General features: G+C 49.4%; 19 protein-coding genes. 10 read left to right on the top strand and 9 right to left on the bottom strand.

Features of this window, described 5'->3' with window-relative positions:
* Positions 1–9 precede the first annotated feature (9 nt).
* A complete protein-coding gene (gene cutA / locus ABUL11_RS00640; RefSeq protein WP_350281933.1) occupies positions 10–348 on the bottom strand; it encodes a divalent-cation tolerance protein CutA in 339 nt (112 codons plus the stop codon).
* A 397-nt stretch (positions 349–745) separates the two neighbouring features.
* Here cutA and ABUL11_RS00635 point away from each other — a divergent pair, with 397 nt between their 5' ends.
* Positions 746–1432 (top strand): TIGR04211 family SH3 domain-containing protein, encoded by a 687-nt coding sequence (locus tag ABUL11_RS00635; RefSeq protein ID WP_350281932.1) that lies wholly within the window; start codon positions 746–748, stop codon positions 1430–1432.
* Between the two features lie 95 nt (positions 1433–1527).
* On the opposite strand, the gene ABUL11_RS00630 is transcribed toward ABUL11_RS00635, so the two are convergent.
* A complete protein-coding gene (locus ABUL11_RS00630; RefSeq protein WP_350281931.1) occupies positions 1528–2403 on the bottom strand; it encodes a thermonuclease family protein in 876 nt (291 codons plus the stop codon).
* Positions 2404–2529: 126 nt separating this feature from the next.
* Here ABUL11_RS00630 and ABUL11_RS00625 point away from each other — a divergent pair, with 126 nt between their 5' ends.
* The 9 genes from ABUL11_RS00625 (at position 2530) to ABUL11_RS00585 (ending at position 9018) form a co-directional block, all read left to right on the top strand.
* Positions 2530–3342, top strand: a complete 813-nt coding sequence (locus ABUL11_RS00625; protein ID WP_350281930.1) for an ABC transporter ATP-binding protein — start codon at positions 2530–2532, stop codon at positions 3340–3342.
* 37 nt (positions 3343–3379) lie between these two features.
* A complete protein-coding gene (mlaE, locus tag ABUL11_RS00620) occupies positions 3380–4177 on the top strand; it encodes a lipid asymmetry maintenance ABC transporter permease subunit MlaE (RefSeq protein WP_502890010.1) in 798 nt (265 codons plus the stop codon).
* A complete protein-coding gene (mlaD, locus tag ABUL11_RS00615) occupies positions 4177–4656 on the top strand; it encodes an outer membrane lipid asymmetry maintenance protein MlaD (RefSeq protein ID WP_350281928.1) in 480 nt (159 codons plus the stop codon). The genes mlaE and mlaD overlap by 1 nt, the downstream gene beginning before the upstream one ends.
* Before the next feature lie 15 nt (positions 4657–4671).
* Complete coding sequence (locus ABUL11_RS00610) at positions 4672–5289, top strand: MlaC/ttg2D family ABC transporter substrate-binding protein (protein WP_350281927.1); 618 nt, start codon at positions 4672–4674, stop codon at positions 5287–5289.
* Positions 5267–5611 (top strand): STAS domain-containing protein, encoded by a 345-nt coding sequence (locus ABUL11_RS00605; protein ID WP_350281926.1) that lies wholly within the window; start codon positions 5267–5269, stop codon positions 5609–5611. Before ABUL11_RS00610 ends, ABUL11_RS00605 begins: the two co-directional genes overlap by 23 nt.
* Positions 5612–5675: 64 nt before the next feature.
* Positions 5676–6590, top strand: coding sequence for an ABC transporter ATP-binding protein (locus ABUL11_RS00600; protein ID WP_350281925.1), 915 nt, complete (start codon positions 5676–5678; stop codon positions 6588–6590).
* Complete coding sequence (locus ABUL11_RS00595) at positions 6587–7342, top strand: ABC transporter permease (protein ID WP_350281924.1); 756 nt, start codon at positions 6587–6589, stop codon at positions 7340–7342. Before ABUL11_RS00600 ends, ABUL11_RS00595 begins: the two co-directional genes overlap by 4 nt.
* Positions 7343–7385: 43 nt before the next feature.
* Complete coding sequence (locus ABUL11_RS00590; RefSeq protein ID WP_350281923.1) at positions 7386–7637, top strand: BolA family protein; 252 nt, start codon at positions 7386–7388, stop codon at positions 7635–7637.
* Between the two features lie 607 nt (positions 7638–8244).
* Positions 8245–9018 (top strand): hypothetical protein, encoded by a 774-nt coding sequence (locus ABUL11_RS00585; protein ID WP_350281922.1) that lies wholly within the window; start codon positions 8245–8247, stop codon positions 9016–9018.
* A 190-nt stretch (positions 9019–9208) separates the two neighbouring features.
* Here ABUL11_RS00585 and odhB read toward each other — a convergent pair whose 3' ends face one another.
* The 7 genes from odhB to ABUL11_RS00550 all read right to left on the bottom strand — a co-directional run bounded on the left by odhB (position 9209) and on the right by ABUL11_RS00550 (position 18783).
* Positions 9209–10480: a 2-oxoglutarate dehydrogenase complex dihydrolipoyllysine-residue succinyltransferase gene (gene odhB, locus ABUL11_RS00580; RefSeq protein ID WP_350281921.1), complete on the bottom strand. Its 1272-nt coding sequence runs from the start codon at positions 10478–10480 to the stop codon at positions 9209–9211.
* 21 nt (positions 10481–10501) lie between these two features.
* A complete protein-coding gene (locus ABUL11_RS00575) occupies positions 10502–13360 on the bottom strand; it encodes a 2-oxoglutarate dehydrogenase E1 component (protein ID WP_350281920.1) in 2859 nt (952 codons plus the stop codon).
* Between the two features lie 160 nt (positions 13361–13520).
* The gene (gene gltA, locus ABUL11_RS00570; protein WP_350281919.1) at positions 13521–14804 is read right to left on the bottom strand and encodes a citrate synthase; all 1284 of its coding nucleotides are present in this window, start codon (positions 14802–14804) and stop codon (positions 13521–13523) included.
* A gap of 57 nt (positions 14805–14861) precedes the next feature.
* Entirely contained in the window at positions 14862–15095 is a 234-nt protein-coding gene (locus ABUL11_RS00565) for an FAD assembly factor SdhE (protein ID WP_350281918.1), read from the bottom strand.
* Positions 15092–15787: a succinate dehydrogenase iron-sulfur subunit gene (locus ABUL11_RS00560; protein WP_350281917.1), complete on the bottom strand. Its 696-nt coding sequence runs from the start codon at positions 15785–15787 to the stop codon at positions 15092–15094. The genes ABUL11_RS00565 and ABUL11_RS00560 overlap by 4 nt, the downstream gene beginning before the upstream one ends.
* A 123-nt stretch (positions 15788–15910) precedes the next feature.
* Entirely contained in the window at positions 15911–17344 is a 1434-nt protein-coding gene (gene thrC / locus ABUL11_RS00555) for a threonine synthase (RefSeq protein WP_350281991.1), read from the bottom strand.
* 122 nt (positions 17345–17466) lie between these two features.
* Positions 17467–18783, bottom strand: coding sequence for a homoserine dehydrogenase (locus ABUL11_RS00550; protein ID WP_350281916.1), 1317 nt, complete (start codon positions 18781–18783; stop codon positions 17467–17469).
* Positions 18784–18841: the final 58 nt, after the last annotated feature.

Genomic DNA, 18841 nt, shown 5'->3' with positions numbered 1-18841 from the left:
TTATCTCGGTTAAGTATCTGTTTCGGTCGTTTCGTGAGTAATCCACTGTAAGTAAGCAGGTAACCCGCTATCGACAGGGACAGCAATAATTTCGGGGAGTTCATAGGGGTGCAGTGATTTGATTGTCTGCTCTACTGCTTCGTAATGTTGCCGAGTAGTTTTAATCAGAACCGGAACTTCACTGGTGATTTCAGTCAGACCTTGCCATCGGTAAATGGAAGTGCATCCCTGTAGAATGTTGATGCAGGCAGCTAACCGACGATCAATTAGCACTTCTGCCAGCTCTCTGGCGCTTACGTCATTCGGGAAGTTGGTCAGAACGAGCAGAATTTGCGATGATCCGGTCATTTCATGGAGCGCTGAGAATTATCGTCCCGGCGGGCACTCTGGATTTCTATGGTATCCTATTGTAGTAAATGTGGTTTCCCGTAGCAATCAACAAGAAGATGGTGTAGAACGATATGATGAAAAATCTGTTTGTGTTACTCCAGTCTATTACAGCTATCTTTCCTGTCAGTATTTTTTTTACTTACATTATTATGGATGAGGGTGATCAGTTTACCTATGAACACTATCTGGTTACGGTACTGAGCGCTTTTCCTTTCTTCCTGGTCTTGTTGATCAAGTATTTCATATCCGGATTCGAAAATAAGTAGTGTTTTCGTTCGATATGAAAATCCGGCATTTCGGATTTATGTCGGTATCAATGGTACAACCTTGTTTCTGGAGCCGGATACCACTGAAAATGGACAAAATTATTTATCTTTTCGCCGTATCCACGTTTTTTGTTTCCTTATTGGGGTTGCCATTGGCCGCCCAGGCAGAGAAAAGTTACGCCAGTGATCAGGTGGAAGTATTGATGCGAACCGGCCCTAGTCAGCAGCATGCGATCGTAAGGATGCTGAAAAGTGGTGCGGCGCTGGAAGTATTGGAACGTGACCAGAACAAGGGATATTCCAGAGTCAGGACTGCTGGAGGCACAGAAGGCTGGGTGCTGTCCCGATATTTGATGGCAGAGCCTGCGGCACGTGAATTACTTGAAAAATTGAGCAGTGATTTCTCCGGATCGGCCAGCCGGCCGGATAACATTCGTGCACAGGCTGACCTTGTCAGACATGAACTGGGGGCGCAGAAAAAGCGGACGGAAATACTTGAGAAAGACAATAAACGACTGGAAGCTGAATTGTCCAGAATCAGACAGTTGTCTGCCAGCGCGGTGCAATTGAATGGTGAAAATCAGGAAATGCGGCAACAGGTAGCTGATCTGAAGATGAAACTCGGTGAACTTGAACAGGAGAATCATGTGCTCAGCGGGCAGATTGAACGCGAGTGGTTTTATGCCGGAGCACTAGTGCTGTTTGTCGGTTTATTTCTGGGGCTGGTCATTCCGCGTATTCAATGGCGCAAACGGTCACGCTACAACGATTTTTAAAATTGATTTGGTGCAGGTTTTAAAAACTACTTGGAGCTAAGCTGCGGTGTTGCTCTGATCGTCCTTGCTATGTTTTTCAGCAGTTTGTTAAACATTTAATACAGGACCAGTGCACTAGGGTGTTGAATGCGTATTGAAAAATGGTTTTTCCGGCGTGATACCCAGCCACGCACTTCAAGCGGTTTATTTAAATAGGTTTCAAGGGGAGGGAACAAGGCCAGATCCCGATGGGCGAAAGACAGATCAAGGTTGTCACTGATAATGAGCCGGCTGAACCGGCGATTTCGTTTGAGTGCTTTGGCCTTGACCCGATAGCGTTGCCAGCCGAATGGCTTCTCGGTCAATTTGACTATCGGGCGTGGCTGGTAGTATTGCATTGACCAGATTCCGAGTTTCTTGGCTTCTGCCCGTTGCTGTGCCCTGATGAGCGTATTGGCGTGAAGCAGGTTGGGCGGGATCAGGTTGACTGTGGCCAATCCCTTCTCTACCAGGGAAAGATTGATATGTTCTCCACCCGGAAGATACAAATGAGCCAGCATTCTTTTATAGTGATCATGCGTTTGCCGGTCCTGTTTCAGATATACGCTGCGTCCCTGTAATTTTCCTTGCAGCCACTTTTTTGCATCTGCTCCGCCTGGTTCTCCTGGGTGATATCGGCTTTCGATTTCAGGTGCATTTATACCCAGCAACCTTACCCGCTTGTTATTCTCGAGTACGATGGTGTCGCCATCAATGACTCGGGTAACTCGGTATTTGCTGCGGGCCGGTGGAGTGGCTGGCTGTAAGGGTTTGGCTGCTGGTGTGGGTATATCTGAATAAAGTGTGCGGCCATGAGAGTCCGTAGAGCGATAGATGGTCTCGGCCAGACCCGAGTGGGCATGAAGGAGAATCAGTAGAACTGCAAGAGGATAAATCGTCCTGAAAAAGAACGATGGGGTGAGTTGTATCCGGAGTGCTCTGGTAAAATACATTACTTTGAATCCAGTCAGAATTATTCAGGTTGAATGGCCTGTACAGCCAATAGCGGCGATAAGACACAAAACCGGGGATATTACGCATGCCACTGAAATTTTGGAAGGTGAGAGGCGGATCGGCTGATGGCTGACGATGCATTGATCGAGTTTAGTAAAGTCAATTTTTCCTACGGCCCCCGGCCGATCCTGAAAGGGGTCGATATGCGCATGTCGCGGGGGCAGGTGATTGCTATCATGGGCGGCAGCGGATCAGGGAAAACTACGCTGCTGCGCTTGATCGGAGGTGAAGTCAGTCCCTCGGCAGGTTCCGTCACCGTAGCGGGGCAGGTCATACATGAACTTGGCCGGAATGAATTATTCAGGCTGCGGCGCAAAATGGGCATGCTGTTTCAGTTTGGCGCTTTGTTTACGGACTTGTCGGTATTCGATAACGTTGCTTTCCAAATGCGTGAACATACGAATCTGCCTGAGTCGATGATTCGGGATTTGGTTTTAATGAAACTGCATGCGGTTGGTTTGCGCGGTGCGTGTCACCTGATGCCGGCACAGCTTTCCGGCGGGATGGCGCGGCGTGTGGCGCTGGCACGTTCTATCGCACTGGATCCCATGCTGATGATGTTTGATGAGCCGTTTACCGGCCTGGATCCGATTTCATTGAGTGTGATCGGTGGTCTGATCCGTCGTCTGACCGATACGCTTGGCATGACTTCCATTCTGGTGACGCATGATGTTCAGGAATCATTACGGATAGTCGATTACATTTATTTTCTGGCAGATGGGGTGATTGCTGCCCATGGAACACCTGATGAAGTGCGCGAATCGAAAGTGCCGTTTGTCCATCAGTTCATCCATGGTGAAACAGATGGTCCGGTGCCGTTTCATTACCAGGCACAGGCTTATTCGCAGGATCTGGGTATAAGTGTCATGGAAAGGTGACCGGACACAGGCAGCATGAATGATAGGAATGATCAGTTTGGCTAAACGTATCAAGACCGTTATTGAATCGATCGGGCACAGAGTGGTCGGCAGTATCTGGCGACTGGGATGTGCAACCCGTTTCGTATTGCTGGTACTGTTGAAATCTATGCCCGGCTTTCTGCGTTTCCACCTGATCACACGCGAGATATATTTCGCCGGTGTCCTGTCACTGATCATTATTCTGGTATCCGGGCTGTTTGTTGGTATGGTGCTGGGTCTGCAAGGGTATGAAACATTGCAGAAATTCGGTTCTGAATCAGCAGTGGGAACACTGGTGGCGCTATCTCTTGTGCGAGAGCTGGGTCCTGTCATCGCTGCGTTGCTGTTTGCCAGCCGTGCTGGTTCAGCCATGACAGCTGAAATCGGTTTGATGAAAGCAACCGAACAACTGGCTGCCATGGGAATGATGGCGGTGGATCCAGTCGCACGTATCGTTGCACCAAGATTCTGGGGAGGTGTTTTTTCCATGCCGCTGCTGGCAGCGATGTTCTCTGTTATGGGGGTATTTGGAGGATATCTGGTGACGGTAGTTTTCATTGGTGTGGATGAAGGATCTTTCTGGTCACAGATGCAGAGTTCGGTTGATTTCCGTTATGACATCGTGAATGGTGTCATCAAAAGTTGTTTCTTCGGGGTTGTTATAACGGCGATTGCTGTGTTTGAAGGGTTTGATGCCCCGCCGACAGCTGAAGGGGTATCAGGTGCAACTACCCGTACAGTGGTAACTTCCTCGCTCGCGATTCTGGGGTTGGATTTTGTTTTGACTGCATTTATGTTCAGAGGAGTAAGCTGATGCAACGTACCATGATGGATTTCTGGGTAGGTTTGTTCGTCATGGCAGGTATTGGCGCACTGCTGATTCTTGGATTGAAAGTGGGTAATCTGGCCGATTTTCAGCCGGAAGGGAGTTATGTCCTAGTAGGTAATTTCGAGAATATCGGTGGCTTAAAGGTTAGAGCTCCGGTAAAAAGTGCAGGTGTAGTGGTGGGGCGCGTGACGGATATACAGTTCAGTGTGCAGACTTACGATGCAGTAGTCACCATGAAAGTGGATACGCGCTATCAGTTTCCAAAAGACACTTTTGCCAGCATTCTGACATCCGGGCTGCTGGGCGAACAATACATCGGACTGTTACCGGGAGGTGATGAGAAGATGCTCAAGGATGGTGAAAAGATCATGAAGACCAACTCGGCCATTGTGCTCGAGGATATGATCGGGCGGTTCCTGTTCGATAAAGCCTCAGAGAAAAGAAATTCGGATCCGGAAATTTGAAATAGGTGATAAAACATGAAAACACGCATTGGTAACTTTCTTTTACTGGTATTACTGGCTGTTGTATTGCCTGCATCGGCACAGAACAGCTCACCGGATGCACTGATCAGAAATACAGTCGATGAGGTAGTGGCCGTACTCAAACAGGACGGTGGTATTAAGACGGGTAATCAGGATAAGGTATTAAATCTCATTCGGGAAAAAATATTGCCCCATTTCAATTTCACGCGTATGACCCAGCTGGCGATGGGCAAGAACTGGTCTCTGGCAGGTCCGGAGCAAAAGAAATCCCTAGTGAAGGAGTTTCGTACGCTGCTGGTACGAACTTACTCCAATTCACTGACCACTTATCGCGATGAGGTCATCAAGGTCAGTCCGACAAATGTCGGTTCGCAGGATACCAGAGCAACAGTCAAGACGCTGGTGGTTCAGGGTGGCGGGAAACAGCCTGTACCGATAGACTACGCCATGGAAAAGAGCAATAGCACTTGGAAAGTATATGATGTGACAGTTGCCGGAGTCAGCCTGGTTACCAACTATCGAGGTACTTTCAACAGCCAGGTCAGAGAAGGTGGCGTGGATGGGCTGATTACGGCACTTGTAGAAAAGAATGCATCGATGCGAGGCAAGTAGTGTGGTCAGAGAAATGGATATCCGTATTCACCTGGAGGGAAACTGCCTCTTTATCAGTGGCCCCATAACTTATGACAACGTAGTTGAGGTGACCCGTGCGGGAGAGGCAGCAATCAAAGCAGATGACATGCTGGTCGACCTGACGGGAGTTACCCAGGTAGATTCTTCGGCTGTCAGCATGCTGCTCGAGTGGATGCGTACCACACAGACATACGGCCGGAGAACCGAATTCGTCAATCTGCCCTCAAATCTGGCTGATCTTATAGAACTGTATGATGTGGGCAGCCTGCTTCCAACTGGCAAACCGGCAGAATCTATCTGATCTGACGGATTTTGCCATTTTCCTGCTTTCATTTCAGTAATACGTTGATGTTTTCCATTACCAGATGACCCCCGCGATCGAGGTACGGCAGTTGAGCAAACGCTACGGCAAGCTGGTTGCACTGGATAATGTCGATCTGGTTGTTCAACCGGGGGAATTCTTCGCATTGCTGGGGCCCAACGGAGCCGGTAAAACCACGCTGATCAGTATTCTGGCAGGCCTGACCCGGGCAAGCCAGGGAACTGCCAGAGTAATGGGGTACGATGTGCTGTCCGGATATCGTGAAGCCCGGAAAAGATTGGGAGTGGTTCCGCAGGAATTGGTATACGACCCATTTTTTACAGTGCGTGAGATGCTGGTCATCCAATCGGGCTATTTCGGAATCAGACGCAATAATGCCTGGATCGATGAAATTTTGCAGCATCTTGATCTTGCTGATAAGGCACATACGAATGTGCGTGCCCTGTCGGGAGGTATGAAACGGCGTTTGCTGATCGCGCAGGCGCTGGTGCATAAACCACCGGTGATCATTCTTGACGAACCCACGGCGGGGGTAGATGTGGATTTGCGCCAGAGTTTGTGGCAGTTCATCCGGCAGCTCAATCTCGAAGGTCATACAGTCGTACTGACCACGCATTATCTGGAAGAAGCCGAAGCTTTGTGTAACCGTGTGGCAGTGCTCAAACAAGGCAGAATCGCAGCACTCGACAGTATGCATAATCTCGTACGCAGTACCAGGGACTATACGCTGGAGTTGCGTTTGTCGACCGACACACTGCCACCCGGACTGGATGTATGGCCAGGCGGGCATGATGGCTGCCTGCACAACCTGAAGATAAAGGATTACACCGAGATTGAAACGGTATTGTCAATATTGCGTCAATTCGGAATTGAGGTGCTCGATATGCGATTACTCCAGCCTGATCTGGAGACTGTGTTCATGAAGATTATGGAAACCGACACAGCGGGGATGTCATGACCGGATTTTATACCCTGTTTCACAAGGAGCTGCTGCGTTTCTGGAAAGTCAGTCTCCAGACGGTTCTTGCGCCGGTATTATCCAGCCTGCTTTATCTGCTGATTTTCTCGCATGTCCTTGCGGCACGAGTAGAAGTCTATGGCAGTATTCCCTATACCGTTTTCCTGGTTCCCGGGCTGGTGATAATGGCCGTCTTGCAGAACGCTTTCGCCAATTCATCTTCCAGCCTGATTCAGTCGAAAATAACCGGGAATCTGGTATTCACTCTGCTGTCGCCACTTTCTTATCTGGAAATTTTTCTGGCTTATGTCAGTGCCTCCACACTGCGCGGATTGATAGTCGGTTTGGGTGTATGTATGGTTGCTGCCTGGTTTTATCCGCTGCCACTGCAGTCACTGCTCTGGGTCGTGCTGTTTGCATTGCTTGGCAGTGCTCTGCTAGGGGTGATGGGTGTCATTGCCGGGATCATGTCGGATAAGTTCGATCAACTGGCGGCATTCCAGAATTTTATTATCCTCCCGCTGACATTTCTTTCCGGAGTGTTTTATTCTATTCATTCTTTGCCGCCGGTATGGCAGTTCTTATCTCATTTGAATCCTTTTTTTTATATGATCGATGGTTTTCGCTACGGTTTCTTCGGTGTTTCCGATGTCTCACCTTACATCAGCATGATTGTCGTATCGTTTTGTCTCGTGGCAATTTCGGCATGGGCATTATGGATGCTGAAAAGCGGTTACAAAATCCGCTCGTGAGCGAGTAAGTTTATTTTTATATCTGAGAAATAAAGGAGAAGACATGGTTACTGCAGAGTCAATCGAGCATTCAATCAAAACTGCTTTACCCTGCACCTGGATCAGAGTAGAGGGAGATGACGGCCATCATTTCAGTGCCGTGATCGTCAGCGAATTGTTTCAGGGTAAAAGTATCATCAAGCAGCACCAACTGGTTTACCAGGCACTTGGTGAGCGGATGCGTGAGGAAATTCATGCTTTATCAATGAAAACCTATACTCCCGAGCAGTGGGACGCAGCCATAACTTCGAACTGATACCTGATCTCGATCATGCCGGCCAGAGCAGTATACTGCCATGAAGCTCGGCAAAACAGAAAATAGGATCGCGAAAAAACAAGACAAGGGCAGGCAAACTTTCCAGCGATTGCTATTCGGTAATTCCACCGGTTAGAAAAACAATATCTGCCTTCCCGCGATCAATGTGATCAGTGCAAACCGACCAGTCTGGAATGTAGTTGTTTAGTCCCTTCCATTTTTATGCGGCGGTTGTTCGCAGTTACTGATTCCCGGAACGATAGTCATTTCGCGAGTGCGACAAATTGTCGCATTTGCGTAATGGTTGTCGCAGAGAAATCCCTCCTGTTGTAAATGAATTTCATTTGTTTGTCATGTGGTTAGCTTGTCCCGCCATGACCGTGAGCACTCATCTTCGCAACAGGCGCGACAATTTGTCGCATTGTCATTTATTTATGCGGATCAGATAATTCTTTCCGGCTGCCAGCCATTTTTTAAAAGAATAAATGGTCGCAGCAGGTTTTCCATCTTCATCATTTGCGGATAGCTGAAGGGATGGGTGTCGGTATGGCCGCAGATGAGTTTCGTCTTGCTTTATGTGTATTAACAGAATAAAGGGGTAGATTGCGTGAATAAAGTTAAATTGGAATTGACATTGTTTTCATTAGCAGTAGCTGTATTGTTGGGAACGGGGCTGGAGGTATCAGCGCATACCCGTCTTGAGACAGGCACGGTGGGTGAGGGAGTCAGAGTCACGAATAATGTAGTGATCGGGCACCCTTGCGGAACGACTCCCGTGATCGGGACTTCCATCGTGTTTCCAGATGGAGTTGATTCGACCATTCTGGTTGATGGTCAACCTCAGGGCGGGTTATTGAGTGATTTCGTATCAAACTGGAGTGATAACGTTCGCCCTTTGCTCAGCCGGGCAGCCTTTGATCATGTACAACCCAAGCAGGATGCTGCAGGAAAAGTGGTTGGGTTTTGGGCAGCCGGCGGCCCGGGGATGTCGGAAGGGATGGTGGCTTATATACCTTTCCGGTTGAATGCAGTCAATATCGTGGCGGGTTCCTGTGCGAAAAGTGTCACTTTCGAGGTATCTATCGCGGATATTTGTCAGATTACAAATCCCTCTGGATTCCAAACGGAAGGGGTCGTCAATCTGTGGACACATAATGATCTGGGGACGATTTTTGACAGCAGCATAGATAATGGCCCTGCTCCACTGAAGATCACGCGTAACCTCACTGCTAATCCATTACCCGAATCGTGTGGTCAGGGTGTAGATGTAACAGTGAGACCTTCTGCCGCACAAATTAACCGTGATATGCCTATCGTCTATGAGCGCAAGCAGATCTGGCCCGGCAAAACAGGGAAGAAACACTCACTGAAATTGAAATAAAAGTACGAGAGATCACATCTTCTGCTCAGGCTGTTTTTTATATTTACAGCGTTTAAGGTCACTCAGTCAGCAGGTAGTGGAGGGTGAGTAAATGGCTGTGAGCAGGATCTGCGAATGATCTTTTTTTACCAGACGTTCCCGGGTTGGATTATCCCTTCATCCTTTTCGATTCTTTCGCTCCTATCGGTTTTCAGCCTTCGAATAATGGGCTGACCGGATATTCCAGTGCTTCCTTGATCGCAACCAGAGACAGGACAGCTTCGCGTCCGTCGATGATACGGTGATCATAGGAAAGTGCCAGATAGTTGATCGGCCGGATTACAATCTGCCCATTCTCGACAACCGGGCGCTGTTTGGTGGCATGGATGCCAAGTATTGCGCTTTGGGGCGGGTTGATGATCGGTGTCGAGAGCATCGAACCAAATACGCCTCCATTGGTGATGGAGAACGTACCTCCCGTCAGTTCTTCCAGCGTGAGTTTTCCATCCTGTGCCCGTTTGGCCAGGTCAGCAATCTGTTTTTCGATCCCGGCAAAGGTGAGTTTGTCAGCATCCCGGATGATCGGCACAACCAGACCGCGCGGACTGGCCACCGCTATGCCGATGTCGTAATAGTCGTGATAGAGGATGTCATTTCCGTCCACCGATGCATTGATGATGGGAAATTTCTTGAGGGCGGCAACCGCAGCTTTGACAAAAAATGAAGTAAAGCCGAGTTTGATGCCATGTTCTTTCTCAAAGCTGTCCTTGTAACGGGCCCGCAAGTCCATAATTGCCTGCATGTTGACTTCGTTGAACGTAGTCAGAATGGCTGCTGTAGATTGGGACTGCACCAGTCGTTCAGCAATGCGCATGCGTAAACGTGTCATGGGCACACGTTTTTCCAGCCGATTTGTTTTTTCTGTCTGATCGACGGGTACCGGGGAAGCGTCTGCCTGAGGTATACCAGCAGCAGATTGATCGGTGCGGGAATCAGACTGCTGATCGGTAACGGCACTGTTTTTGACATGAGTCAGCACATCCTGCTTGGTGATGCGTCCGCCACGGCCTGTGCCGTGAATTGCCGCAATTTCTTCCGTAGTGAGACCATTTTCCTCGGCAGCTTTTTTGGCTGATGGCATGAGTATCTGAGCCGGGCGCATGGATGCTGCCGTGGATTCTGTGGCTTCCAGGTGTCCGGAATCAACCGGAACAGGTTGCTGTACAGCAGTTTTTGTACCTGTGGCAGCGGTATCGATACGGGCGATGATCTCTCCACTGGTGACAGTAGCGCCGTCGTTCTGGATAATTTCGGCAAGGGTTCCAGACTGCGGAGCAGGGAGCTCCAGTACGACCTTATCGGTTTCAATGTCGATCAGGTTCTCACCCCGTTCAACATGTTCACCTTGCTGCTTATGCCAGCTGATTAATGTGGCTTCCGCTACTGATTCTGATAATGCGGGGACTTTGACTTCGATCAGCATGATGAACTCTCCATGATTTTGTCAGATTGTGTTGCGGAACGCTGCCTCGATCAATTCTTTCTGTCTGAATCTGTCCATTGCCAGATAACCGACCGAGGGGGAAGCAGATGAGGGACGGAGTGCGTACCCGAGTATCTGGTCAGATCGCATGTGCCGCAACAGATAGTGCTGGATACGGTGCCAGGCACCCTGATTGCCTGGTTCTTCCTGACACCAGATAATTTCCGTAGCATGGTCGTATCGATTGATCTCTGCCTGAAAATCCTCGTGAGGAAACGGGTAAAGCTGTTCCAGTCTGATAATTGCCATATTGGTGATATGGTGTTCGCGCCGGTAAGCGATCAACTCGTAGTATATTTTTCCGCTACAGATGATCAGCCGTTTTACTTTCTCGATCTCAAATGCTTCCGTTTCGGGGATGATGGGTTGAAAACGGCCGTTTGCCAGCTCTTCCAGGGATGAAACTGCTTCCTTGTGGCGCAGCATGCTTTTGGGTGACATGACGATCAGCGGCTTACGTATCGGCCGGATGATCTGACGACGTAGAAGGTGGAATATCTGCGCCGGGGTGGAAGGAACACATACCTGAATGTTGTATTCAGCGCATAATTGCAGGTATCGCTCAAGACGGGCCGATGAATGTTCCGGGCCCTGACCTTCATAACCATGCGGTAGTAGCAGGACCAGTCCGCACAGTCGCCCCCATTTGGCTTCCCCAGAAGCAATGAACTGATCGATGACTACTTGAGCGCCGTTGGCAAAATCACCAAACTGTGCCTCCCAGATGACGAGTTCATTCGGCTGGGCGGTGGCATAACCGTATTCGAAACCTAGCACAGCTTCTTCCGATAGTATCGAGTCTATGACGACAAAATCAGGCTGCCTGGGTGTGATATGGCGCAAAGGGATATAGGTTCCATCCTCCCACTGGTCCTGTTCACGATTTTGGTCATGCAGAACGGCATGACGATGAAAAAAAGTGCCACGTCCACAATCTTGCCCGGAAATACGAACGGGGTAACCTTCTTTCAACAAAGCAGCGTAGGCGAGGTTCTCAGCCATTCCCCAATCCAGCGGTAAGCTGCCTTCCCCCATTTTCCGGCGATCCCGGATAATTTTTTCGACCCTGGGGTGCAGCTTGAATGTGGCTGGAATGGTGGTCAGACGTTCTGACAGGTATTTCAGATCTTCAATCGGCATACCGGTTGTTACTGGCTGACTCCATTTCTCAGCAGTCTGAAAGAGTACCCAGTTGGCCGCATTGGGAGATTTGTAGTCATAGCAGATAGTCGTATTGGGGTTACGTCCTTCATCCATGGCATCCTGATAGGATTGCACCATATATTCCACATCGGCTTCATCGATTATACCCTGGCGGATGAGCCCATCGGCATACAGTTTACGGGTGCTCGGATGCTGGTGGATAACGCGGTACATAGAAGGCTGGGTCACCATCGGCTCATCTTGCTCGTTATGCCCCTGCTTGCGGAAACAGACCAGATCGATCACGATGTCTCTATAGAACTGCATTCGAAAATCAAATGCGATTTCTGTAGCCAGTACTACCGCCTCAGGATTATCTCCATTGACATGAAAAACCGGTGCGTCGATCATCTTGACGACATCGGTGCAATACAGCGTGGAGCGGCTGTCACGCGGATCCGATGTGGTGAAACCAATCTGGTTGTTAATGATGATATGAATCGTTCCCCCCGTGCCATAACCACGTGTTTGTGACAGATTCAGCGTTTCCATCACGACGCCCTGTCCGGCAAAGGCGGCATCGCCATGAATCAACACCGGGATGACCTGATCTCCGTTTTTATCACCGAAGCGGTGCTGGCGAGCACGTACTGAACCTTCCACTACCGGGTTGACGATTTCGAGGTGTGACGGATTAAATGCAAGTGCCAGGTGCATGATGCCACCTGGTGTCATGACTGCAGAAGAAAATCCCTGGTGATATTTGACATCTCCCGAAGTCAGTGCTTGTGGATGCTTGCCTTCAAATTCCTGAAACAGCTCGGAAGGCATTTTTCCCAATGTATTGACCAGTACATTCAGGCGGCTGCGATGAGCCATTCCCATGACGATTTCCTGTACGCCTGAGGTGCCTGCATGTTGCAGCAGCTTGTCCAGCATTGGGGTGAGGCTTTCATTACCTTCGCCGGAAAAGCGTTTCTGGCCGACATAGCGATTGTGCAGATATTTCTCCAGCCCTTCTGCAGCAGTCAATCGCTCGAGGATATGGCGTTTGTATTCCGGAGTAAAACCAGGTTGGGCATTGATGGATTCCAGCCGGTTCTGTATCCAGCGTTTCTGTTTGGTATCTGCTATGTACATATATTCAGCACCAATGCTGCCGCAGTAGGTTTGCTGCAGCCGCTGCAGAATCTCTCGTAAAGTGGCGTGCTCGGAGCCGACCAGAGAACCGGTATTGAACACTTTATCCATGTCACTGTCGGTAAGCCCGTGAAATTCCGGATCGAGTTCAGGGATATCTTGTTTCTGTTGCAGACCGAGCGGGTCGAGGCTGGCCTTGCGTGCTCCCAGGAACCGGTAAGCGTTGATTAATTGCAGAACGGCAACCTGCTTGCGTTCTTGTGTTTCAATATTGGATGGCTGTTCAGTCGCCTGCTTCGACGGTGTTTCGGACGAAGGCGGTGTGTGCTGGGTTGCAGACCGTACCAGTGACTCAACGACAGGAGTATGAGGGATGTCTCGTGCAGAGATGGTTTCTGTTGGTTGTAGTGAATCGAAATATTGATGCCATTGATCCGGTACTGCGGATGGATCTTCCAGATATCGTTCGTAGAGCATTTCGATAAATGCCGCATTGTTGCCGAACAGTTTCGAATCTTCTAAGAGTTGTTTTGTCACGATAACCACCTGGAGCCTGTGAAGTCACTGCAACGTTTTTTCCGGATTGCCGGGAGAGAAAATACGCGATGGATGTGTACGATCTCGACTGTTTCCGGTTTTCATCAGCTGTACCAGACTTATTTATAAGTCTGGTATTCCCTTGGCAGGGCCGCGGTTTTCATGGCACATCTCTACGAGGTGCACCAATATATAATTGACGTGGTCTGCCTATTTTTTGTTCCGGATCGGAAATCATTTCGTTCCACTGAGCAACCCAGCCAACGGTGCGGGCTGTAGCAAAAATGGAAGTGAACATCGAAGTCGGAATACCCAGTGCACGCTGCACGATGCCTGAATAGAAATCAACATTGGGATAAAGTTTCTTGGTAATGAAGTAGTCATCCTCCAATGCGATTTTTTCCAGCTCTAGCGCCAGCTTGAACAACCGGTCGTTATGTAATCCCAGTTCATCCAGGACCTCATGGCAGGTTTCACGCATCAATGTGGCGCGCGGATCAAAATTTTTGTAGACTCGGTGACCAAAACCCATCAGCCGGAAAGGATCGTTCTTGTCCTTGGCTCGGGCAATGTATTCGTTGATACGTGAAACATCTCCGATTTGTTCAAGCATGTTGAGACAGGCTTCATTCGCTCCCCCATGTGCCGGACCCCATAAGCAGGTAATTCCGGCAGAGATACAGGCAAAGGGATTGGCTCCGCTTGAACCGGCCAGACGGACGGTCGAAGTGGAGGCATTCTGTTCATGGTCTGCATGCAGAATCAGGATACGATCCAGTGCTCTGATGATGACCGGATTGGGAGTATATTTCTCGGTCGGTGTGGCGAACATCATGTGCAGGAAATTTTCTGTAAATCCCAGATCGTTGTGCGGATAGACGAAAGGCTGGCCGATATTGTATTTATAGGCAATGGCCGTGATCGTCGGCAGCTTGGCGATCAGACGGAATGCAGATTGCTCGCGATGTTGTGCGTCAGAGACATCCATGGCGTCGTGATAAAAGGCAGACAATGCACCAACCACACCTACCATGACTGCCATGGGGTGTGCATCACGGCGGAATCCGCTGAGAAACTTGATCAGTTGCTCGTGCAGCATCGTGTGGTTTTTGATGTTATTGACGAATTGTGCTTTCTGATCAGGAGTTGGCAATTCACCATTCAGCAGAAGATAGCTGACTTCCATGAAATCACAGCGGGTAGCCAGTTGCTCGATCGGGTAGCCACGGTACAGCAGAACACCCTTGTCGCCGTCGATGAACGTGATGGCCGATTTGCAGCTGGCTGTTGATACAAAACCGGGATCATAGGTAAACATGTCGCTCTGGGCATACAGAGAACGAATATCAATGACATCCGGGCCTTCATTACCGGACATAATGGGCAGTTCAATCTCTTGTTTGCCTTTACCCAGTGACAAAGTGGCTACATTTTGTGGGGGCATAGTTTTCTCCATTTATCCTGTAATCTAAATTGTTTCTGTGGATACCCGAATTTCGGGTCAATTTTCCTGTAAAAGTTTCAATACAGGCTGAAACTGATTATCGGGCACTTTAGTGTTGCCAATAATTATGTTCCACAGGTCATGATCGGGAAGTGACAGCAGTACTTCAAACAGTTCAAGTTGGTATTCATCCAACTGCTCATAATGATTGTCTATGAAACGTTGCAGGATGATATCCAGTTCCAGCATGCCGCGACGACAACGCCAGCGCATGCGGGCCTGATGATTCATACCGTTTTATTCAGCATCATGATTTTTATGCTTTCTATTGCGGCAGTAGGGTTTAATCCCTTGGGACAGGCATCAACACAGTTCATGATGGAGTGACAACGGAATAAACGGTAAGGATCTTCCAAATCATCCAGTCGTTCCGAGGTGGCTTGATCCCGGCTGTCGGCCAGAAAGCGGTAGGATTGCAATAATCCGGCCGGGCCGACAAATTTATCGGGGTTCCACCAGAATGAAGGGCAGGAAGTCGTGCAGCAGGCACATAGAATACACTCATAAAGTCCATCCAGTCGGGCACGTTCCTCCGGGGATTGTAACCGCTCTGTTTCCGGTGGCGGATCATTGTTGACCAGATAGGGTTTGATCGAGTGATATTGCTTGAAAAACTGGCTCATATCGACAATCAGATCCCGGATAATCGGTAATCCCGGTAAAGGACGGATTTCCACCGGTTCGCGCAGGCCGGCCAGTGGCGTGATGCAGGCAAGTCCGTTGCGGCCATTGATATTCATGGCGTCAGAACCACAGACGCCTTCCCGGCATGAGCGCCTCAGGCTGAGACTGTCGTCGATGATTTTGATGCGTATCAGCGCATCCAGAAGCATTTTATCCGTGGGTTCGAGCTCAACATTATAATCCTGCATGTACGGCTTTTCATCTTTGTCCGGATCATAACGGCTAATCGAAAACAGCATGATGCACTCCTTCTCCGTTTGTTGCGATTTAGTCAGAAAAACACCCGAATCGGGGAGGAAAATCAGTATTCTTACAGTGTTTCTCACAGGAAGGTTCAATATATCAGGATTTCATCCGGTTTTTTATGAGTTGTTTACTTTGCCTGATGAATCGATCCGGCTGACTATGAATTGTTTTACCCGTTCGGCATCTGCTGCCATACGGTCGAAACGCTGAGGGAGATTTTCCAGATTATCGTATCCGCCCGGCCGTTCCGGTTCAAATCCAACTGCTTCCCGGATGCTGTCCGAAAATTTAATAGGTAGTGCCGTTTCCAGGCAGATCAGTGGAATACCCGATTTGCGTAATGCCATCCCTGTTTTCAGTCCATCTGCAGTGTGTGTATCGACCAGGATATCAAATTTACGGTATATCTCTCGAATGGTATCGATACGCTCGGTATGGCAACTGGTTCCTGATGTAATACCGAAATCTCCGATTTTTGCCCACAGATCGGTGCCGGAGAGATCGAACGATCCTCCCTGATCGATCACTTTCCAGAGTTCTTTGACTCGTGCAGAGTCCTGGCCGGTCAGATCGAAGATGAATCGTTCGAAATTCGATGCCTTGGAAATATCCATCGAAGGACTGCTGGTTTGCTTGGTTTCGGCCGTTGAACGGGGACGATACAAACCCGTACGGAAGAATTCATCCAGTACATCGTTTTCGTTGGTCGCCAGGATCAGTTTCCTGATAGGCAGACCCATCATGCGAGCAACATGGCCGGCAAAAATGTTGCCGAAGTTACCGGAAGGGACGGAAAATGAAACCATTTCGTCGCTGGAACGGGTGACTGCAAAATAGGCCTTGAAATAGTAAACCACCTGCGCAGCGATACGAGCCCAGTTGATCGAGTTGACGGCGCCGATCTGATATTTCTGCTTGAATGGCTGGTCGTTACTGACTGTTTTGACGATATCCTGGCAGTCGTCGAACACCCCCTCGATCGCGATGTTGAAGATGTTTTCATCCTGGAGTGAAAACATCTGTGCTGTTTGGAAAGCACTCATTTTGCCATAGGGAGACAGCATGAATACGCGGATCCCCTGCTTCCCGCGCATGGCATATTCCGCACTGGAGCCAGTATCGCCGGATGTTGCACCCAGAATGTTCAGCTCATCATTATTTTTTGCAAGAACGTATTCGAACAGGTTGCCCATGAACTGCATGGCGATATCCTTAAATGCCAGCGTGGGTCCATTGGAGAGATGCAGCAGATGCAGATCGGGTTCGAGCGTCTGGACGGGTGTAATGTCCTGGCTGCCAAATACCTCAGCGGTATAAGTGCGTGCTATCAGTGTGCGTAAATCATTGTCAGGAATGTCATCCATGAAACGTGACAGAATTTCGAACGCGAGTGATGGATAGTCGAGTGATCGCCAGGATTCAAGCGTTGCCGAGCTGATTTCAGGATAAGTTTCCGGTATGGCCAGCCCACCATCGGGTGCTAAGCCGGTCAACAGTATTTCAGTAAATGTTCCGGGCGACATGCCGCCACGAGTCGAAAGATAACGCATATTAGCCTGTGATGAGCGGGATACGAACAACCGGCGGTGTCCCGGCGGAAGCGTGTCAATTCCGTGAAAATGCAGGAAATGGATCGGTTCTGGGTAAAACGAATCTGGAAAACCCGTGCAGCTTAACTGCCGAGCTCTTCAAGCCGGATCCGGATGATTTTAGCAGTCATGGCCGGGAGGTTCTGAATTTTTTCAATGGCAGTGTTGACGTTCTTCTCCCAAGTCTTGTGTAGCAGCATGATGATATTGACTTTATCCTCCTTGTCCGCATGTTCTTTCTGGATCATGGCGTTGATGGAAATATGATTGTCTGCCAGGATACGGGTGATGTCAGCCAGCACACCGGGTTTGTCCAGAACCTGGAGTCGCAGATAGTAAGCTGTTTCGACCGCTTCCATTGGCACGATAGGAGTATTGGACAGCAGTTCCGGCAGAAATGCCAGCACTGGTACCCGGTGTTCCGGGCTGGAAGTGAGCAGACGTGTCACATCGACCAGATCGGCAATAACTGCACTGGCAGTAGGTTCTGCACCAGCTCCGGCACCGTAATACAGTGTCGGCCCGACGGCATCTCCCTTTACGATGATTGCGTTCATCACCCCTTCAACGTTGGCGATCAGCCGTTTGACCGGGATCAGTGCCGGATGGACACGCAGCTCGATTCCGTTGGTGGTGCGCTTGGTAATACCCAGCAGTTTGATACGATACCCTAGTTCCTCCGCATAGCGGATATCGTCATTGGCCAGTTTTGTAATTCCTTCGACATAGGTCTGGTCGAACCGGACTGGAATGCCAAAAGCAAGAGCAGACATGATGGTGATTTTATGTGCTGCATCGATGCCTTCGATGTCATAGGTCGGATCGGCTTCGGCATAGCCCAATTGTTGTGCTTCAGCCAGAACAGTAGTGAAATCCAGTCCTTTGGAACGCATTTCAGACAGGATGAAATTGCTGGTTCCATTGATGATGCCGGCGATCCATTCGATATGGTTGGCTGCCAGACCTTCGCGCAAGGCTTTGATGATGGGAATGCCGCCTGCCACGGCAGCTTCGAACGCAACGATGACATTACGCTGTTGTGCTGCTGCGAAGATTTCATTGCCATGGATTGCCAGCAGGGCCTTGTTGGCGGTAATGACATGCTTGCTATGAGCGATAGCTTCAAGGATTGCCTGCTTGGCAATGGTTTGTCCTCCCATCAGTTCGATGACAATATCGATTTCGGGGTGTCGGGCAACCTCAAGTGCATCGGAAGTTACGATAACATCATCACCTGCTGTCAGACGACGCACTTTTTCCTGATCCAGATCGGCAATCATGCGGATGACGATATTGCGCCCGGTTCTGCGAGTGATTTCCTGCTGGTTGCGTTTCAGAACGGTATAAGTGCCGCCGCCAACGGTACCGACACCGAGCAATCCTACATAAATTGGCTTCATAACAGAATTTGTGTGTACATCGATGAAAGTAAACTGCGGATTATATACGGAATAAAGC

It is taken from the genome of Nitrosomonas sp., from assembly GCF_040256045.1.
In the GTDB taxonomy this organism is placed as follows: Bacteria; Pseudomonadota; Gammaproteobacteria; order Burkholderiales; family Nitrosomonadaceae; genus Nitrosomonas.
The sequence above is the reverse complement of the archived record's forward strand: the minus strand, read 5'-3'. Positions and strand labels throughout refer to the sequence as shown.

Bases quoted from the DNA above. Each gene is read 5' to 3' on its own strand.
- ABUL11_RS00565 (WP_350281918.1), bottom strand. From the start codon at position 15,095: ATGAATCATCAGGCCCGCATGCGCTGGCGTTGTCGTCGCGGCATGCTG.
- ABUL11_RS00610 (WP_350281927.1), top strand. From the start codon at position 4,672: ATGAAAACACGCATTGGTAACTTTCTTTTACTGGTATTACTGGCTGTT.
- gltA (WP_350281919.1), bottom strand. From the start codon at position 14,804: ATGCCCCCACAAAATGTAGCCACTTTGTCACTGGGTAAAGGCAAACAA.
- ABUL11_RS00560 (WP_350281917.1), bottom strand. From the start codon at position 15,787: ATGCTGTTTTCGATTAGCCGTTATGATCCGGACAAAGATGAAAAGCCG.
- odhB (WP_350281921.1), bottom strand. From the start codon at position 10,480: ATGCTGATCGAAGTCAAAGTCCCCGCATTATCAGAATCAGTAGCGGAA.
- ABUL11_RS00550 (WP_350281916.1), bottom strand. From the start codon at position 18,783: ATGAAGCCAATTTATGTAGGATTGCTCGGTGTCGGTACCGTTGGCGGC.
- ABUL11_RS00600 (WP_350281925.1), top strand. From the start codon at position 5,676: ATGACCCCCGCGATCGAGGTACGGCAGTTGAGCAAACGCTACGGCAAG.
- ABUL11_RS00630 (WP_350281931.1), bottom strand. From the start codon at position 2,403: ATGTATTTTACCAGAGCACTCCGGATACAACTCACCCCATCGTTCTTT.
- ABUL11_RS00590 (WP_350281923.1), top strand. From the start codon at position 7,386: ATGGTTACTGCAGAGTCAATCGAGCATTCAATCAAAACTGCTTTACCC.
- thrC (WP_350281991.1), bottom strand. From the start codon at position 17,344: ATGCGTTATCTTTCGACTCGTGGCGGCATGTCGCCCGGAACATTTACT.
- ABUL11_RS00625 (WP_350281930.1), top strand. From the start codon at position 2,530: ATGGCTGACGATGCATTGATCGAGTTTAGTAAAGTCAATTTTTCCTAC.
- cutA (WP_350281933.1), bottom strand. From the start codon at position 348: ATGACCGGATCATCGCAAATTCTGCTCGTTCTGACCAACTTCCCGAAT.
- ABUL11_RS00595 (WP_350281924.1), top strand. From the start codon at position 6,587: ATGACCGGATTTTATACCCTGTTTCACAAGGAGCTGCTGCGTTTCTGG.
- ABUL11_RS00635 (WP_350281932.1), top strand. From the start codon at position 746: ATGGACAAAATTATTTATCTTTTCGCCGTATCCACGTTTTTTGTTTCC.
- ABUL11_RS00605 (WP_350281926.1), top strand. From the start codon at position 5,267: ATGCATCGATGCGAGGCAAGTAGTGTGGTCAGAGAAATGGATATCCGT.
- mlaD (WP_350281928.1), top strand. From the start codon at position 4,177: ATGCAACGTACCATGATGGATTTCTGGGTAGGTTTGTTCGTCATGGCA.